This is a genomic window from Methanobrevibacter sp., from assembly GCF_015062985.1.
GTDB lineage: Archaea > Methanobacteriota > Methanobacteria > Methanobacteriales > Methanobacteriaceae > Methanocatella.
The window spans coordinates 1-17,405 of record NZ_SUTI01000013.1 but is presented as its reverse complement, the minus strand read 5'-3'; the positions used below and the strand labels follow the sequence as shown (position 1 = coordinate 17,405).

Genomic DNA, 17,405 nt, shown 5'->3' with positions numbered 1-17,405 from the left:
TTTCTGAAGTGTAAATTAATGAGTCTGCATTGTTTCTGATTTCGATTTCTTCTTGTCTTTTCTTATCTGCTTCAGCATTCATTTCCGCTTCTTTGATTTTTTGTTCGATTTCCTCATCGGACAGTTTGGTGGAAGAGGTAATTGTGATTGCTTGTTCTTTGCCTGTTCCTTTGTCTTTAGCGGTTACATTGATAATACCGTTTGCGTCAATATCAAAGGTTACTTCAATTTGAGGAACGCCTCTTGGTGCAGGTGGGATTCCCACAAGTTGGAAACGTCCGAGTGAAGTGTTGTCTGCTGCCATTTTCCTTTCACCTTGAAGTACGTTGATGTCTACTGAAGGCTGATTGTCGGCAGCTGTGGAGAATACTTGGCTTTTCTTGGTAGGGATTGTTGTGTTCCTTTCGATTAAAGTGGTTGAAACTCCACCTAAGGTTTCGATACCTAAGGATAATGGAGTAACGTCTAACAATACGATGTCTTTAATTTCACCGGCTAATACTCCTCCTTGAATAGCAGCACCCATGGATACACATTCCATTGGGTCAATACCACGTTCGACTGGTTTTCCTATGAATTTTTCTACGAATTTCTGTACGATTGGCATTCTGGTAGGTCCACCGACTAAGATGATTTTGTCAATTTCTGATTTGCTCATTTTAGCGTCATCTAATGCTTGTTGCATTGGTTTGCCTGATTTTTCGACAATTGAATCGACGAGCTCTTCTAATTTTGCTCTTGTAAGTGAAATGATTAGGTTTTTAGGGGTTCCGTCAGTTCCCATTGCAATGAAAGGCAAGTTGACTTCGGTAGTTGTGGTAGTGGACAATTCGATTTTTGCTTTTTCTGCAGCTTCTCTTAACCTTTGTACAGCTTGGTCGTTGTCCATCAGGTCAACGCCTTCTTGTGCTTTGAACTCATCAGCTAAGTATTTGATTAATACGTTATCCATATCGGTACCACCGAGTTGGGTGTCTCCGCTGGTGGATCTTACTTCAAATACTCCTCCACCGAATTCCATGATGGTTACGTCCAGGGTACCTCCACCTAAATCGTATACCATGATGTTCATGTCATCTTCTTCAGCTTTGTCAAGACCGTATGCGAGGCTTGCTGCGGTTGGTTCGTTTACGAGCCTTACAACGTCCAGTCCTGCGATTGTTCCTGCATCTTTTGTTGCGGTCCTTTGGTTGTCGTCAAAGTATGCAGGTACGGTAATTACAGCTTTTTGGATAGGTTCTCCGAGGAAGGTTTCTGCATCTTTTTTGATTTTTTGTAAGATAAATGCGGAAATCTCTTGTGGAGAGTATTGTTTTCCGTTCACGGTAACTTTGTGATCGGTACCCATGCTTCTTTTGATTGCTGAAATGGTATTTTCAGGGTTTGTTACTGCTTGTCTTCTTGCTGGTTCACCGACTAGCATTTGACCGTCTTCGGTAAATGCAACGTAACTTGGAAATGATTTACCGTATTGGCTTGCACCTTCTGCGGAAGGGATTGTGGTTGGTTTTCCTCCCACAAGCACAGATGCAGCTGAGTTACTTGTACCTAAATCAATTCCAATAATTTTTTCTTTTTTAGTATCAGACATAATTATCACCTTATTTTTTTAATATATTATTATTTAATAAACGTTATTTTTTACAAACTATAACTTTTGAGTATTTGAGGACTTTGTCCTTGTACATGTATCCTTTCATCAACTCTTCAATAATGTATCCGTTTTCGACATCAGGAGAATCTTGAACCATCAATGCTTCATGCTTGTTCAAATCGAATTTTTCTCCTTTTGCAGGAATTTCGCTTACTCCTTCTTTTGCCAGCACATCACTAAACTTATTGTAGATCAATTCAATACCTTTTCTTAAATCTTCATCATTTTCGGTTTCTAAAGCTCTGCCGAAGTCTTCATAACAGTCTAGGAAATCTTTTATAACATTTTCATTAGCGAATTTTACTAGCTCCTGATTTCTCTTGTCAGTTATCTTTTTGAAATTTTCGAAATCAGCTTGAAGTCTTTGTGATAGTGAGATGTATTCCTGGGTTTCACTTTCGGATTTTTCAAGATCTTTTTGAAGCTTTTCAATCTCCTGATTTTTTTCTTCAAGAAGAGCTTCATATTTCTCTTCCAAATCTTGAGTTTCTACTTCAGTTTCGCTTTTATTTTCATCAGTCATAGTTACACCTTTTTTAGGTTATTTGAAAAACCTATGTAATAACTCTATACCGAGAATTTTCCTTTTTGCTCTTTAATATTCAGTTTTTGGGAATTTATGGACATATAGGAAAATGGTTCATCATTTAAGAGTTATTACTTTAAGTTTTTCTGAACCAAATATTAAAGTAACAAAAAGTTATCTTTCTCTTACATTATTATAGTAACAAAAAGTTATATAAAGGTTTCGATACATAAGGTATATACATGACTAATACAAACGACATTGAGAAAAACGAAAGACCTCGCAGAAATGTCAATAAACCTCAAGGTCACATTGAATTGAGAACCAACTACAATGGACCTTCAGACGACATTGATGTAGAGGATATACTTGATGTAATGGGTTGTAAGACTAGAAGAGACATTATAAATCTTTTAAGGGAAGAACCTATGTTTGTAAGTGAAATTTCCAATGAACTTGACATTGGACAAAAAGCCATTATCGCACACTTGCGTGCAATGGAAGATATAGGTATCCTAAATTCTTCTTATAAAAAGATTTTAAGAGGCCGTCCGCGTAAATACTACGATTTGCAGAACGAAGTCAACATACACATTACAATCAACAGAAATAACTTTGATGTGCAGTTTACAGACGACATGCTCAATACATTGCAGCTGCCATCAGGAGACGAATGGTCCAAACTATTGGATATCGAAAAGAGAATCGACGATGGACAACTCGAAGCAATCGATGAGTTGAGAAATCAAATCAGATTATATGGTAACCTTTTGGAGAGAGCAGAATATATCCTTGAAAGGACCATGAAAAATAGATAGATTGTTTGAATTAATTTTCAAACACTTTTTTTACTTTTTTATATCATATTTTTAAGAACTACATACTTAATATCAAATATCAATGATTGGGATTATGAAATTGCTCAATTCATCAAAGGAATTGAGTTAATATTGGCTGATAAATTCGTTAAAAGTGATTCAATTAAAAAAACAGTAGTAAATCTATTAGGTGGTAATATGAAAATCGTTGAAGATTATGCTCAAAGAATTGCTAATGATAAAGTTGAAGAAAGTATGAAACAAACAGTTTTGAACATGTTTGAAAATGGTTGCAGTGTTAAAAATATTGTTAATTTAACTGGTTATAACTTAGATTTTGTTAAAAAAGTATTGTCCAATTAATACTTTTCAAATCTTTTTTGCAACAATACTTTGACCAAGAGAAACAGAACCATCCCCTGCACAGGTATTTAAGTGTTGTATGAAATTATAACTGTTTTCCTCAACATAATTCTTGACACATTCGGTTATGGCTTCATTATAGAATACTCCTCCGGTTGCACCAATGTCACTAACCTGTTTTTTATCTGCCGCTTGAATTGCAAGTTCACTCAATCCGATTGCAACTGCAATCTGGCCGGCGGCTGCAACATCTGCCTTTTTCTCGCCATTCTGGTATAGCCTTACGACCTCTCTCAGGATTTCGGTGGTGTTCAGCTGATTGCCTTCTATGACTGCAGGAATTTCCAGCTCTTTTGTAGCATAATATGCTGCTGATTCAAGCTTCATTGAGCATTCGCCTTCATATGTACGCTCATGGCAGATTTCAAGAGCAACAGCCATTGAGTCAAGGACTCTGCCTGTACTTGTGGTTATTCCAACATTTATGCCCGCATCAATCTGCTTTTTGATATTTTTAATTTCAATTTCACCATATTTGAAGTAATCAATATAGTTTCCAATCAAATCGTCATCCTTAAGGATGCTTGCAAGCATTCTTGCAGGATATCTTGTTGCAACATCTCCTCCCGGCATCAGTTGAGGTTCAAGATGAGCCATCCTTTCAAATGAATTGATGTCTGTGTATAGGATTTCTCCGCCCCAGCTTGTTCCGTCGCTTCCATAGCCCACTCCATCGGCTGAAATGCTGATCATCTCATCGATGCCATGGTCATTTGCAAGTGCCACGGTGTGCGCATGATGATGCTGAACCGGCAGGACTTCCGCACCATACTTTTCAGCCAGTTCATGTGCCAGGCGGGTTGTAAAGAAATGGGGGTGCATGTCACAGGCAATTACATCGAACTCATTGATTTTTGTAATCCTTTCCATGTTTTCAATGGCATTCCTTAAAAACATCAATGTTTTGGGCTTGTTGGTATTTCCGATGTGCTGTGAAGGGTATACCTTGTCTCCCTTTGCTATTGAGAATGTCACGTCAAGCTCGGGTCCCAATGCCAATACGTTGAGGTTATTGACATCATATCTGATTGTATACGGTTCGGGAGTGTATCCCCGTGACCGTCTGATGAATGAAAGCTCGTTGTTTCTGAATCTGATGACCGAATCGTCGCACCTGTTCAGTATCCTTCGGTTGTGAACCAGGGAATAGTCATTGACGCCGTTTATGATTTCACCGTTTTCAATCATCATCGGTTCGCCCGGAATGTTGGCGGAGGTCATGACATACGTGTCGATGTCGCTTTCATCAAACAATAAATAATGCATCGGAGAGTATGGAAGCATCACTCCAATGTTGTGAAGGCCTGGAGATAGGCTTTCAGGGAATCTGTATCCTTCATTTTTCTTTAGGATTACAATTGGCCTTTTGTTGGAGGTTATTGTTTCTATTTCCTTCTCGCTTAAAAGGGCATATTTTTCAAGGCTTTCCAAATCCCTGCACATTACTGCAAATGCCTGATTGGGCCTGTTGAGCCTTGACCTCAGCTCTTTGATTGCATCATCATTGTATGCATCAACGACGAGGTGTGTTCCTCCTATTCCCTTGATTGCAAGGATTTTCCCATCCTTCAGAATCTCAGCACCTTTTTTGATTGGGTTTTCCACATCCAATTTAACGTTCCCTTCATATATCTCCATTTGGGGTCCGCAGTCGCTGCAGCAGATCGCCTCTCCATGATAACGCCTGTCCAATGGCTGTTTGTACTCGACAAGGCAGTCATCACATAACGGGAAATCCTCCATTGAAGTTCTAATGCGGTCATAAGGAACGCTTTCAATGACTGTAAATCTTGGTCCGCAGTCGGTACATGCATTGAACGGATATTTATAGCGTCTGTCTTGAGGATTTCTGATTTCTTCAAGGCATTTGTCGCATATTGCAATGTCCGGTGGAATCACGCTGACCCCGGAGTAGGTGTCTCCGCTTTCAATTATTTCAAAATCGGTGCGGTTTTCAATTTCGATTTCACTGACTTCCATGGAATCTATTTTGGCTATCGGAGGCAATTCCTTAGGTAGTCTATCAACAAAATCAGAGGTTTTTTCTCCTTCAATAATGATTTCAACAACATTTCCAAGATTTCTGACATATCCTTTGAGGTCTAAATCTACAGCTAGCCTATAGACATATGGTCTGAATCCCACGCCTTGGACAATTCCTTGAGTTAAAATCATTAAAGCCTTCATTAAATTATAATATTGTAAGTTAAATTTTATATAATTTTATCCTATATATTATATTATGAAAGATATTCTTGAAAGATTGCTAAGTGGGGAGCTCAATATAGATGAAGCCGAAAGACTTCTCAAGGCTGATAATATATTGGAGTTCGATGATGTTGTCCAATTTGACATTAAGAGAACAGAAAGGACCGGCTTTCCCGAAGCTGTATTTTCACCAAGCAAGGACTATGAGGACTTGATTATAATCATCAGAAATTATCTTGAAAACAGCAGTCAGGATTTGATAATAACAAAATTGTCTCAAGAGCGCTATGAAAGAATCATTGAAGATTTGGGTAAGAACTCATATATCTTTGATTATAACAGAAGGGCTCAAATACTGATTATACGGCATGAAATCACTAAAAAAGACCCAATTGCAAAAATCGGAATTATAACTGCAGGAACTTCAGACATCAATATCGCAGAAGAGGCACGAGTCATAGTTGAAGAAGGAGGATGCGAAGCGATAACCTCCTATGATATAGGGGTTGCCGGAATTCACAGGCTCTTTCCTCAAATAGCCCATATGGTAGGCGAAGGAGTCCGTGCATTTATAGTATGTGCGGGAATGGAAGGCGCTCTGCCGTCAGTTGTCGCAGGCCTTGTGGACGTGCCTGTAATTGCAGTTCCAACATCTGTAGGCTATGGTGTTGGAGAAGGAGGAAGGGTGGCGCTTGATGCAATGCTTCAATCATGCGCTCCGGGAATTGCCGTTGTAAATATAGATAACGGATTTGGAGCGGGAGTGTTTGCCCTAACAATTGTAAATAGTGATTAAATGAGATATGAAACCTTTGATCCCGATAAACATGATTTGAATAAGGTTGCCAAATTGGTCTACGATGTGGACTACAGAACATTTGACATGCTTTTTAAAGATGAGAAAAGCGCCGTCAAGACCATTGCTAAGGATTTGCCTAAAAGGGAACTGGGACATTTTTTCAAGGTCATTTTGGATGATGACGGCGAAATAATAGGAGTATTGATGATTTATGATTCAGAGCTTTCACACAAGTTCTATCTAAAATCACCAAGGCTGCTGATAGTGGATATTTTGGACCATTTTGCATTGGCCGACATCGAAGATGATGATTTGTATCTTGCTGAAATAGCCATCGATTCCAGATTGAGAGGTCAGGGAATCGGAAGAAAGGTTGTTTGCGACGTGATAGAATATGCCAAATCCAAAAACTACAAGAGAGTAACCATTGATGCTGATTTTAGAAATTCCGGTGCAAAAAAGCTTTATGAGCGTATAGGATTTAAAGAATTCAATAAAAAGAGTGTCAAAATCGGAAGTTTTGAAAGGGGAATGTATAATATGGAGCTAATCCTTTAATGGGATTTTTTTAATGGCCTCATAGACCCTTTTGCAATTGTTCTTGTCGGTAAATAGATAGAAATCTTTAATCCTGTTGTAATATTCCTCTTTAATTTTACAGTCGTTTTCCATATATTCGACAATCAAATCAATCAGGCAGTCCTCATCATTTGCGATTTCTCCCAATCCCATTGTTTTATAATCAAAGAAGCTGTGTTCCGCATCAAAATGATAGTCATCGCTGTAATGGTAATATATCACAGGTTTGTAGAGATAGGCAAAATCAAATGCCACGGATGAGTAATCGGTAATGAGAAGCGATCCGCTATTGAACAGTGTCTGATATCTTATTCGGTCATAATCTATCTTAACGTAATCGTTTTCATCAAACATGTCAATAAAGGCATAGACTTTCGGATGAGGTCTGAATATTATTTCATAGTTGTATTCACGGGCCTTTTCAATCAATCTTTCACTGTTAATCAATGAATTGAATCTTTTGAAATATTCGCTTTCCTTAATGTAATCATGGGATTTCCTGTCAAGATTTCGTCTCCATGAAGGCATTATGACAATCTGTTTTTTGTCCTTCTGGTTTTCAAGGTTGTCATATCTTGGAAGGCCCAGCAATTGGACCACATTTTCATCGTAATTATATGGATATTTGAATATTGATTCATATTCCAGCTTTGCGCTTGTAAGGAAGAATGACAGGTTCATATTGGTCTTGTTTAGCCATGATGAAATGTCTTCCTTGATTATACCATGCTGCAGGAATACGTTGTTGGATTTTAAGAGGCCTGCAAAGTATGGATATCTTCCCCAGAAGGGATAAATTATTTCATTGTCCGGATGTGAAGTTACTATGTTTTCGGCAAACATTCCAAGATATCTGTGTTTCATGGATTTAAATCCGATGACATTCCCAATCTTTTTCATTCTGTCGAAATCCTTGCTGTCCTTTCTTATTATGAAATATTTTTTTATATTCGGATCCTTGTCGACGGCATATTTGAAGAGATGCTCTCCGTTGTCGTCAGACACTTCCGGCCTGTCCATATAAAACCATATATGCTTGTTTCTCAGGAAGGGATAACCTAACATGTAAGCTATTCTGAATGGGACTCCAACATGGAATCCTGCTTCCCTTTTTTTAAGCATTCTAGCTATTGTCTTGATTTCATGCTTTATCCATTTTAATGTTGTCTTTTTCTCGATAATGATTTTATTTTCCTTTAAAATGCTCAGGTAGTCTTTGGTTTTTGCATAGCCCACAACCCTTGAAAAGTTGCACGGCCTTGAAAAGTCAATATCTAAAGTGTCATTGTTCTGTCGGAATTCGATTTCAAAGTCTTTTTCTTTGCTTAAAGGCAGTCTGAACTCAAATGAGTGGTCCTTAGAATATATTGAATCGATGCAGTATTTGTTTCTTTGAGGGAATCTGACATTTCGGGTTTCTATTTTCTGATTGTTGACATACACGTCAATTTCCCTGTCATAAATGTTTGAGACATTGGCCAGAACATATAACTCATTGTCTATTATGTCATAAACGTCAATGAACACGGTGTTCATGTCAAATTGATTTACAATTTCAGCAGACAGTTTTCCGTATTTGGCAAAAAGGCATTTCAGCTTGGCATCATCATCCATCAGGTCATATTCCATGATGCTGTCTTCATCGATAAATGACAAAACATCCTTAAGGGAGTTTTTAAAATCGTTCATTTCATTGGAATCCAGAATTTCAGGGATGTTTTCAACCTCAAGCATCCAGCGTATATCATATAGGATGACATTCTGAATGAACTTGGCGACTTTTCCATATTTGTCCAGGCTTTTATCAATCAGGTGTTTAAAATAATTATTGCATCTGTCTGCGTAATATCCTTTTTTAAGCTGGGAATTATCGATTATTGATGATTTGTCTTTTCTTTTTCTGTAATTGTATCTTCCGGTTTTGCATAGGCCGATATTCGGGTTATTGATTAAAACTTCATTAACAAAAACAACATCTTCTGAAGTGATTATGTCCGGAAATCTTATATTTCCTACCGCATCCTTTCGAATAAAGCTGCTGGGACCTGATAACTGGTAATATTCGGGATGTTCAAGCAGATTGACGACACGGGTTTCGTCAAACTTGTAGTTCAGATAATGTTCCCCATCCATAGCTTCAAAAAAATAAATCGGGACGGAAACAAGATCCACATCCGAATGATTGTTAAAAATAGCTAAAACGTCTTTTAAAGTGTTTTTTGAAAGATTATCATCACTGTCTAAAAAATTAATATATTGTCCTGTTGCATGCTCAAGGCCAATGTTTCTTGAAAATGAGGGACCTCTATTTTCAGAATTTCGAATATACTTGAAGTTATTCGGATATCTGGATACATAATCTTGGCATATTGATTTTGTACTGTCGTTGCTTGCATCATCAACAATAATGACTTCAATATTATTCTCAAAATCCAAATCCTGTTTAATCAATGAATCCATTGATTCATTAAGCCATTTTTCTGAGTTGTATGCTGCTATGATTACTGAAAATATCAATTTCATCACTAATCTTAAGACCTTACATCATTCATATCGACACTTAATTCGGATTGCTTTTCCTGAGGGTCCTGAGGTTTTTTATAGTCAGGCTGTATTGAATCACTGATAAAAATTATTTTTTCATCTAAATTGCCAATATCATCGAATCCAGTCAATTTTGTATAGAATGTATGGTCATATGTGTAATAGTAAGCAATGGACTGGTTCTTTAGGGATTCCTTATCTGAATCCGTATAATGTGCAATGTACAGTTTTAGGCCATTTGGAGTGTTTATAGTTTTATTGTCTATAATTTTGACAGTATCAGATTCGGAAATCTCTTTCAATTTGCTTTTGAAGCTTTTTTTTGCAGTGTCTTTAGGCCCTAAATCTTCAATGAATATTTTTTCTTTTGTATTTCTATTTTCCAGTTCCAGGTTGGTGTCATCTGATGAGCCTACTGAAAAACCGTAAGGTTGGGATACTGTACTTTTGCTGACATCTGCAATGGCATGTCCTATGGTTGTTGAATGTTGTGCAATGAAAAATCCGCATCCCACGCCTATAATCAAAATTATTAATATTGCTATCCATCTTCTATCCATTCTAACACCTATTTCTTTCCGGCTTCTGCACTTCTTACGTATGCATCACAAACTTCATTGGCTTCCCCTTCCATAATTAAGCGTCCATCTTCAATCCAGATGCACTTGTCGCAAATTTCTCTGATTTGTCCGATTGAATGTGAAACGAGAAGCACGGTCACTCCTTCACTCATCATTGATTTAATCTTTTCAGAACTTTTCTTTCTGAATTTAATGTCCCCAACGGACAATATTTCGTCAACAATAAGAATGTCAGGTTCGACCAGTGTAGCTATGGAAAAACCGAGTTTTGCCCTCATACCTGATGAATAATTTTTGACGGGATAATTGATATATTCTCCCAGTTCTGAAAACTCCAGAATTTCATCATATTTAGCATTGATGAAATCTTCATCCATACTTAAGAATGCGCCATTCAGGTAAATGTTATTTTTGCCGGTGTAATTTTTATCGAAACCTGCTCCCAGTTCCAGCAGCGGCGCAATTTTGCCGTTTATGCTTATGCTTCCATGGGTAGGTTCATAGATTCCGGCCAATATTTTTAAAAGGGTACTTTTTCCTGCACCATTGAATCCAAGAATTCCAACACGGTCTCCCTTATAAACATCGAAAGTTATGTCATTTAAAACCCTAACTTTTTCCTTTTCCTTTTTATTTCGTTTAATAGTTCTGATAACATACTCTTTAAGAGTATCGATCTTATCTTTTGTGATTTTGAATTCCATTGTTAAATGATTAACCCTAATGGCGACTTCCTTATCTCCGCCATTGTTCGGAATCATTTTATTTTCATTTTGTATGAATCCACTTCTGATTTTTTCTATTAAACCCATAATAAAAACCTGATTATAATTCTAATGTTAATTTTTTCTCATAAATACTAAATAATATTATTCCAATGAATAGAGTTGTCAGGGAAAACACTGCAAGGTATCCGAGGGAGGTTATATTAGGTATGACTCCATATACAACGCAATCCCTAAAGCAGGAGATTGCTACATAAACCGGATTTAAGGAGAATATTATTTGAACCTTTGCAGGAACGATTTCCATAGGGTAGAACAATGCTGATGCATACATCAGTACCAATAGGAATACGTTGTACAGATAACCGATATCTGAAAAGTAAGTGTTACATACTGCCAATACCAATCCTGCACCGAATATTAACAGGAACAATAGGAATATTGGAACTATTGCAAACAATGCGGTGAGATGGAATGATGCACCGGTAATCAGCATTACTCCAAAAAGGATTACAAAGGATATAAGGAAATTTATGAATTCATAACAAACTGCACTTACAGAAAACATATATTTTGGAATGAATATCTTTTTTAAGAGGTTTCCGTTTTTTCTGATTGAATTCATTGCCCCTTTTGTTGCAGCATTATAAAAATCATAAATCACTCTTCCTGATAAAAAATAAACTGGGAAATTGTCAATGCTTCTACCGAAAAGCATTGAGAAAATTGCGGTGAAAACCAGCATGATTAATAGTGGATTGAAAAAACTCCAGAGTATACCTAATGCGGAGTCCTTATATTTTGAGGTCAAATCCCTTTTAACCAGTTGTTTCAGCAAGAATTTTCTTTCAGAACGTGTATCGAACATAATAACCAATATTTTTTATTTACTTATTATTAATTACTCATTTCCGCCTTCTTGCAAATTCTTCAAATATTTCATCAATTTCCACTCCCTTGTAAACCAGAAGCAATAATGTATGAAATATTAAGTCGACGGATTCATATACAAGATTTTCATCGTTTTTAGAAGCAATCAATACTTCTCCCGCTTCTTCAGCTATCTTTTCAAGTATTTTGTCTTCAGCCTTCTTATCGCTGTCTTTCATGATGTTGGAAGTGTAGGAATCAATGGGATTGTCCCTTCTTGACTCCAGGACTTCATAAACTTCTCTTATGATTTTGTCATTGTCCATTAATCGTCACCTTTGGATTCTTGGTCTTGCATACTTTCGGTAAGTGCAATCAATGGATGTTTATCGTCATCAATGATTTCAATGTCATCAAAGGTGTAGATTCCTGCCTTGTCTGCAGTTTTCTCCATACCTAATTTGATGTCTTTGCCTAAATCAACCACATATGAATCAACAGTTTCATAGCCCCTTTGAGCTGAAGCCACAGCTCTGTGGTGACCGTCAACTAAAATCCACCTGTCTCCGGTTTTCACAACAATTGCAGGTTCGGCAAGCCCTTTTTCTAATTCATACGCCCTTCCTTCAAGTTCATCGGCATAAACTCTGTCTTGGGTTGGCCTTAACTTGTTGGTTTCAACGCGCATATGTTTCAATGTTGTTTTGATTCCATAAAGTTGTTCCATTGTCTTTTTGAAGTATTCAACTTTATTTGGAGTTGATCTTTCGATGTGTGAACGGACCATATCTGTATTTGTGATAATTCCCACTAATGTTCCGTCGACATCTACGACTGGCATTCTGGATATGCCTCTTCTGAACATGACTCTTGAGGCATCGTTAATTGATAAATTCTGATTAGCGACAACTAATTTTGTACTCATTATTCCAGCAACGGTATCTGATTCTTCTTTAGCTACAATATCGAATGCGGTTACCATTCCGACCAGTTTTCCGTCTTTTACTACAGGGTAACTGTTGTGATGACTTTTCTGCATTAACTTAATAATGTCAGTGGTTTTTGTATCTGGAGAAACGCTTATAACATCTTTGGTCATATAGTCTTTAACAAAAGATTTTTTTCCCATTCGGTTTCCTCCTATTCGATATTCTCTCTTAAAAGTTTAACAGTCTCTCCTGGGTCTGCTTTTCCACGGGTCAATCTCATTACTTGACCAACCAAGAAGTTCAATGAAGCTTTTTGTCCTGCTAAATAATCATCAACCGCTTTTGGATTTTCTTCAATAGCCTGTTTTACGGCTGCTAAAACTTCATCCTCATTAACAACACCAAGCAAACCTAAATCTTCAGCGATTTGTTTTGGAGATTTATCATTATTCGGCATTTGCTCGATAATTTTGTGGCCCGCTTTTGCGGTAATCTCTTTGTTTTGAAGCATATTTAAGAATTCAATTAAATCTTGAGAGGTGATTCCACTGTCCGCAAAGTCTAATTTGTTGTATGACAATACCCTTTTGAGTTCGTCTCTCATCACTTTTGCGGCAAATTTAGGGTCGACTTCTTTTGCAACTTCCTCATATGCAATGGCTAAATCTAATTCTGAAGTCAATACTTTTGCTGATTCCTCATCAATGTCATAATCTTTAACAAATCTTTTAACCTTGTTGTGTGGAGCTTCAGGCATGGTGTCTAAAATCCTTTGAATGGTCTCATCGGATATTTTCATTGGTGGAAGGTCAGGGTCTGTGATGAATCTGTAATCATCAGCGTCTTCCTTCATCCTCATACCTACAGTAATCATTTGGGATTCTAGGTAAGCACGGGTTTCCTGTTTGACTTCAACTCCTCTTTTCTCAAGGTTCTTTTGCCTTATTAGTTCAAATTTCAATGCTTTGTATGCACCTTTGATGGAGTTGATGTTTTTCATTTCAACCCTGTTTCCGCCGTTGATGGAGATGTTTACGTCCGCTCTCATGGTACCTTCGCCACGGCCTCCTCCACTATATTGTATAACACGGATTAACTCTTTTAAAAAGTTCCTTGCTTCCTCTGGAGATTTTATGTCCGGTTCGGTTACGATTTCAACCAATGGTATTCCTGAACGGTTGAAGTTTACGGTACCTCTGTCAGGTTTGAATTGACCTGGGTCTTCTTCAGCGTGAATTTCTCTGATTCTGACACCGTTTAGTTCACCATTGATTCCGATAGGAACGGAAGTTCTCTGATAACCGGATGGCAAGTCAGGATAATCGTAATGTTTTCTCATGAAATAGATTACGTCTTGATCGATTTCACAGTTGAGCATTAAAGCAATCATCAATGCGTTTTCAAGAGCTTTTTCATTTGTAGGATGTGGTTTTGCACCTGGTTGATTAAGACAAACTGGACAGATGTTTGTGTTAATAGGTGCGTCCTGATAGTTTGTAGGACAATCACAGAATAATTTTGATTCGGTTTCTAATTGTACGTGGATTTCAAGTCCACACATCATGTCAACATCGTCACTAATAATAATTCCTCCATTAGGATAATTTTTTATATTATCATTATATTTGTTTATATCAATTTATAAATATTGTTGAAAATAGGGGGTTTTTTTGAGTTTTGAAAAATTAAAAAAAGAAATAATGATTAATGAATTAATTTTCAAATTCATCAATTAATTTTTGGGCTTGTTTCCAATCGTTATGGTCATCAATTTCGGTCCATTTAAGTCCGTTTGTCAAAACATAATCGATTTCAGTGATTTTGCTCAATTTTTTAAATGCAAAATCGTAATAGTTCTGTTCATCTTCATCAATCAAATCTTCAAGGATTTCGTTGAATTTCGCCAGGTCTTCTTTGCATACCCTTGAAACGCCAATAAATTCTCCTGTGGAACTGTCAATATCAATTCCTTTGCCTATTTCTGCTATTGTTCCGTTGGCTATTGTCTCATCATCGTTGAGGCTTTCGTTTTCAATGATTAATTTGAATGACTCTTCATTCAGATTCTTGAAGTTGTCCACAATCAGACTGGTGTTTTGCCTTTCGGCTATCCTTGTGATGATTTCGGGATCGACCACATTGTCCCCATTAATCAGGATGAAGTCGTCCGGATGATTTTCTTCAATGTATTTGCTTGCGATATGTGTTGAAACTGAAGTATTTGTAACGTCATATCTTTCGTTTTCAAGGATTTTAATGTCAATTGAATATTTCTCTTCTAATTTGGGGGTCAAATCCATGACCTTTTGCCTATTGTATCCGACAATCACAATGAATTTATCAATGTTTTCATTCATCAGGTTCCTCAACATCCGCTCAAGAAGTGTCATTCCATTGATTTCAAGCAGAGGCTTTGGAATGTCTTTTGTGAGGGGCATCAATCTTGTACCCATTCCCGCTGATAAAATTACTCCAATCATATTTTCAACTCCAGTGTTACAGTGCAAGAATGCTTATTTCTATTCAATCTTTTGCCATAATATGTCAAATGCCTTGAAGGGGTTCATTTTTTCAATCATCACATCGTAAACGAAATCTACAATGGGGCTGTTGATATTTTCATTTGTACAGATGTCCCTGATGGATCTAATCGAATTTTTTCCTTCAAACACGATTCCGCTTGCAGTTTCATCTATAATGAGCCTTTGACCATATAAAATTCCAAGGGTATGGTTTCTGCTTTCGGTTGAAGTGGAAGTCAGAATCAGATCTCCAAATCCGCAATATTCATATGCGGTTTCACGGACTCCTCCAAAGGCTTCGATAATGCGCATGGTATCTTCAAATCCTTTAGTCATAATTCCATATCTTGCGTTTTCGTTAATTTTCATTCCTTCGCAGATTCCATTGGCTATCGCATTGATATTCTTCAGTATGCCGCAAAGCTCAATTCCCCTTATGTCATCAATGATTTTTACTTTGAATTGTTTGGTGCAAAGCACTTCCTTGACAATTTTTGAGTTTTCAGGTTTTCTTGATGCTATATTTGTGAGGGTAGGTTGCCTTGCCATTATCTCGGATGCAAAATTCGGTCCTGATAATGCAACATAATTCTCGTCAAAATATTCGGATATCAAATCTCCCATTGTTTTTAGGGAAGGATATTCGATTCCTTTTGCGGTTGTAACAAGTATGGCATCCTTTGAAATGATTTCCTTTAAATTTTTTAATGTTTCTCTAAAAGCAGATGACGGGATTGCCAGGAATATGACATTACATCCCCTTAAGTCTTTCAAATCAGTGGTTGCCTTGATATTGTCATTCAATTTGTGGTTGGGGTAGTAATGGGTATTATATCCGATATTATTAATTTCATCGCACACTTCCTCTCTTCTGGCGTGTAATAATATCTGGTCAACATTTTCACTTGCAGTTTGTGAAAGCGCAGTACCTAGAGAACCTGCCCCTATAACACCTACTTTTAATGTCATCATTGCACCTTTTGTTAATATTATAGTTAATATTTATTCTTTAAGGACTCCTTTACATATCTTTTTATGAATCTGTCAAGGTCAGGTGAAACTTCACTTTTCTCAGGCCCTAACTGTGTCTTGTCGGTAAATGTTCCTTTCAATTTTCTTCCTGCCCATTTGACTTCCTCTTCAACCCTTTTTCCGTATTTGGTTCCAAACATTTTGAACAGTGGAAACTTTGTAATTCCATTGGCTCCGCTCAGAATCAGTATTCCAATATTGGCCAGATTGTCAATCCAAGTTCCGCAGATTATTTCAATATCCGGAAATGCCAGCCTTACTTGAGCAACAACTTGCGCATAGTAAAGGGAAGCAGGCTGGGAGGAATTTGCGTAAACAGTTTCTTTGTGTGGGTTGAGGGAGTAAAAGATTACCCTGTCAATTTTATGGTCTTTAATATAATCTATGATGTAGTCGACATCATCCAATGTTTCTCCCAATCCCAGGATTATTGTAATTGCCTTTTTAAATCCCAAATCATCGGCTACGTCCAGCATATTGCTGATGTCCTCTAACTTTTTTGACGGGCAGACTCTGTTGTGTATTGTGGGATTGGCAACTTCCACGGCACCGGTTATGCCTTTAATTTCTGATCCGAATTCAGCTAAATCATCAGTGATTCCAGTATTCAACCAAACACCATCTCCAGTTATGTCTTTTATGGTTGTTGCAATCTCCTTGATTTCCTGTGTGGTGAATGATTCGTACCCTCCTGATAAAAACTCGATATTCCAGTCGAGGCGTCTGCACATCTCTGCCTCTGCATAGATGTTTGAAACGTTTCTTCTTGCCTTTTTTGGATCTTTTATCTTGTTTTTTTGGGTGGACATATAGCAAAATGCACAATCTCCCTTATCGCACCACCAGGATAGGAATACTGCTCGCTCAAGAGTGATTAAATCACCGTGGTTTTTTAAAGTGATTTCATTAGCTTTTTTAATTAGATCAAAAATGTTAGAGTCCATGGTAGTATATTTGTCCTTAAAGTTTATATAATAGTAAGAATTAAAATTAATGTTGTACTTCAATTTCTATAAAAAAAATTGAAATAATCAAAACCTTTATATACTATGTCTTGCATAGTTATTATTACTGTTTAAAGTCTTTTGATTTTTAATCATGGGCAATATTTGGTTAAGATAGATGGGTGTCTCATGCCATCGTAGCTCAGTAGGTAGAGCGTTCGGCTGTTAACCGATTGGTCACAGGTTCGAGC

The 17,405-nt window shown here is 37.2% G+C and carries 16 protein-coding genes and 1 pseudogene; 4 read left to right on the top strand and 13 right to left on the bottom strand.

Annotation, left to right across the window (positions count from 1 at the left end; translation table 11 throughout):
* On the bottom strand, positions 1 to 1,591 hold a 1,591-nt coding region (gene dnaK, locus E7Z77_RS06910; protein ID WP_292751934.1), incomplete at its 3' end, for a molecular chaperone DnaK.
* 43 nt (positions 1,592 to 1,634) lie between these two features.
* Entirely contained in the window at positions 1,635 to 2,177 is a 543-nt protein-coding gene (locus E7Z77_RS06905) for a nucleotide exchange factor GrpE (RefSeq protein ID WP_292751931.1), read from the bottom strand.
* Positions 2,178 to 2,422: 245 nt separating this feature from the next.
* On the opposite strand from E7Z77_RS06905, the gene E7Z77_RS06900 reads away from it, so the two are divergent.
* The gene (locus E7Z77_RS06900; RefSeq protein WP_292751928.1) at positions 2,423 to 2,998 is read left to right on the top strand and encodes an ArsR family transcriptional regulator; all 576 of its coding nucleotides are present in this window, start codon (positions 2,423 to 2,425) and stop codon (positions 2,996 to 2,998) included.
* A 198-nt stretch (positions 2,999 to 3,196) separates the two neighbouring features.
* On the top strand, positions 3,197 to 3,361 hold the full coding sequence (locus E7Z77_RS06895; RefSeq protein ID WP_292751925.1) for a hypothetical protein: 165 nt from the start codon (positions 3,197 to 3,199) through the stop codon (positions 3,359 to 3,361).
* Positions 3,362 to 3,367: 6 nt separating this feature from the next.
* On the opposite strand, the gene hypF is transcribed toward E7Z77_RS06895, so the two are convergent.
* Complete coding sequence (gene hypF, locus E7Z77_RS06890) at positions 3,368 to 5,608, bottom strand: carbamoyltransferase HypF (protein ID WP_292751922.1); 2,241 nt, start codon at positions 5,606 to 5,608, stop codon at positions 3,368 to 3,370.
* A gap of 55 nt (positions 5,609 to 5,663) precedes the next feature.
* Between hypF and larB the strand changes: the two genes are divergently transcribed.
* Positions 5,664 to 6,425 carry a nickel pincer cofactor biosynthesis protein LarB gene (gene larB, locus E7Z77_RS06885; RefSeq protein ID WP_292751919.1) on the top strand — a complete coding sequence of 254 codons (762 nt, stop codon included), beginning with the start codon at positions 5,664 to 5,666 and terminating at the stop codon, positions 6,423 to 6,425.
* On the top strand, positions 6,426 to 6,986 hold the full coding sequence (locus E7Z77_RS06880) for a GNAT family N-acetyltransferase (protein WP_292751916.1): 561 nt from the start codon (positions 6,426 to 6,428) through the stop codon (positions 6,984 to 6,986).
* On the opposite strand, the gene E7Z77_RS06875 is transcribed toward E7Z77_RS06880, so the two are convergent.
* The 10 genes and pseudogenes from E7Z77_RS06875 to E7Z77_RS06830 form a co-directional block, all read right to left on the bottom strand.
* The gene (locus tag E7Z77_RS06875; RefSeq protein WP_292751913.1) at positions 6,975 to 9,530 is read right to left on the bottom strand and encodes a CDP-glycerol glycerophosphotransferase family protein; all 2,556 of its coding nucleotides are present in this window, start codon (positions 9,528 to 9,530) and stop codon (positions 6,975 to 6,977) included. The genes E7Z77_RS06880 and E7Z77_RS06875 overlap by 12 nt on opposite strands.
* An 8-nt stretch (positions 9,531 to 9,538) precedes the next feature.
* Positions 9,539 to 10,111, bottom strand: coding sequence for a hypothetical protein (locus E7Z77_RS06870; protein WP_292751910.1), 573 nt, complete (start codon positions 10,109 to 10,111; stop codon positions 9,539 to 9,541).
* An 8-nt stretch (positions 10,112 to 10,119) separates the two neighbouring features.
* A pseudogene (locus E7Z77_RS06865) lies at positions 10,120 to 10,869 on the bottom strand (ABC transporter ATP-binding protein); the annotation flags it as partial.
* A gap of 88 nt (positions 10,870 to 10,957) precedes the next feature.
* Positions 10,958 to 11,725 (bottom strand): ABC transporter permease, encoded by a 768-nt coding sequence (locus tag E7Z77_RS06860; RefSeq protein ID WP_292751903.1) that lies wholly within the window; start codon positions 11,723 to 11,725, stop codon positions 10,958 to 10,960.
* Between the two features lie 37 nt (positions 11,726 to 11,762).
* Complete coding sequence (hisE, locus tag E7Z77_RS06855; protein WP_292751900.1) at positions 11,763 to 12,053, bottom strand: phosphoribosyl-ATP diphosphatase; 291 nt, start codon at positions 12,051 to 12,053, stop codon at positions 11,763 to 11,765.
* Positions 12,053 to 12,856 (bottom strand): CBS domain-containing protein, encoded by an 804-nt coding sequence (locus E7Z77_RS06850; RefSeq protein WP_292751897.1) that lies wholly within the window; start codon positions 12,854 to 12,856, stop codon positions 12,053 to 12,055. Before E7Z77_RS06850 ends, hisE begins: the two co-directional genes overlap by 1 nt.
* An 11-nt stretch (positions 12,857 to 12,867) precedes the next feature.
* Positions 12,868 to 14,220 carry an Asp-tRNA(Asn)/Glu-tRNA(Gln) amidotransferase subunit GatB gene (gene gatB / locus E7Z77_RS06845; protein WP_292751895.1) on the bottom strand — a complete coding sequence of 451 codons (1,353 nt, stop codon included), beginning with the start codon at positions 14,218 to 14,220 and terminating at the stop codon, positions 12,868 to 12,870.
* A 148-nt stretch (positions 14,221 to 14,368) separates the two neighbouring features.
* Entirely contained in the window at positions 14,369 to 15,136 is a 768-nt protein-coding gene (locus E7Z77_RS06840) for a phosphocholine cytidylyltransferase family protein (RefSeq protein WP_292751892.1), read from the bottom strand.
* Positions 15,137 to 15,175: 39 nt separating this feature from the next.
* Entirely contained in the window at positions 15,176 to 16,147 is a 972-nt protein-coding gene (locus tag E7Z77_RS06835) for an NAD(P)H-dependent glycerol-3-phosphate dehydrogenase (RefSeq protein ID WP_292751889.1), read from the bottom strand.
* Between the two features lie 26 nt (positions 16,148 to 16,173).
* Complete coding sequence (locus E7Z77_RS06830; protein ID WP_292751886.1) at positions 16,174 to 17,154, bottom strand: radical SAM protein; 981 nt, start codon at positions 17,152 to 17,154, stop codon at positions 16,174 to 16,176.
* Positions 17,155 to 17,405 lie beyond the last annotated feature (251 nt).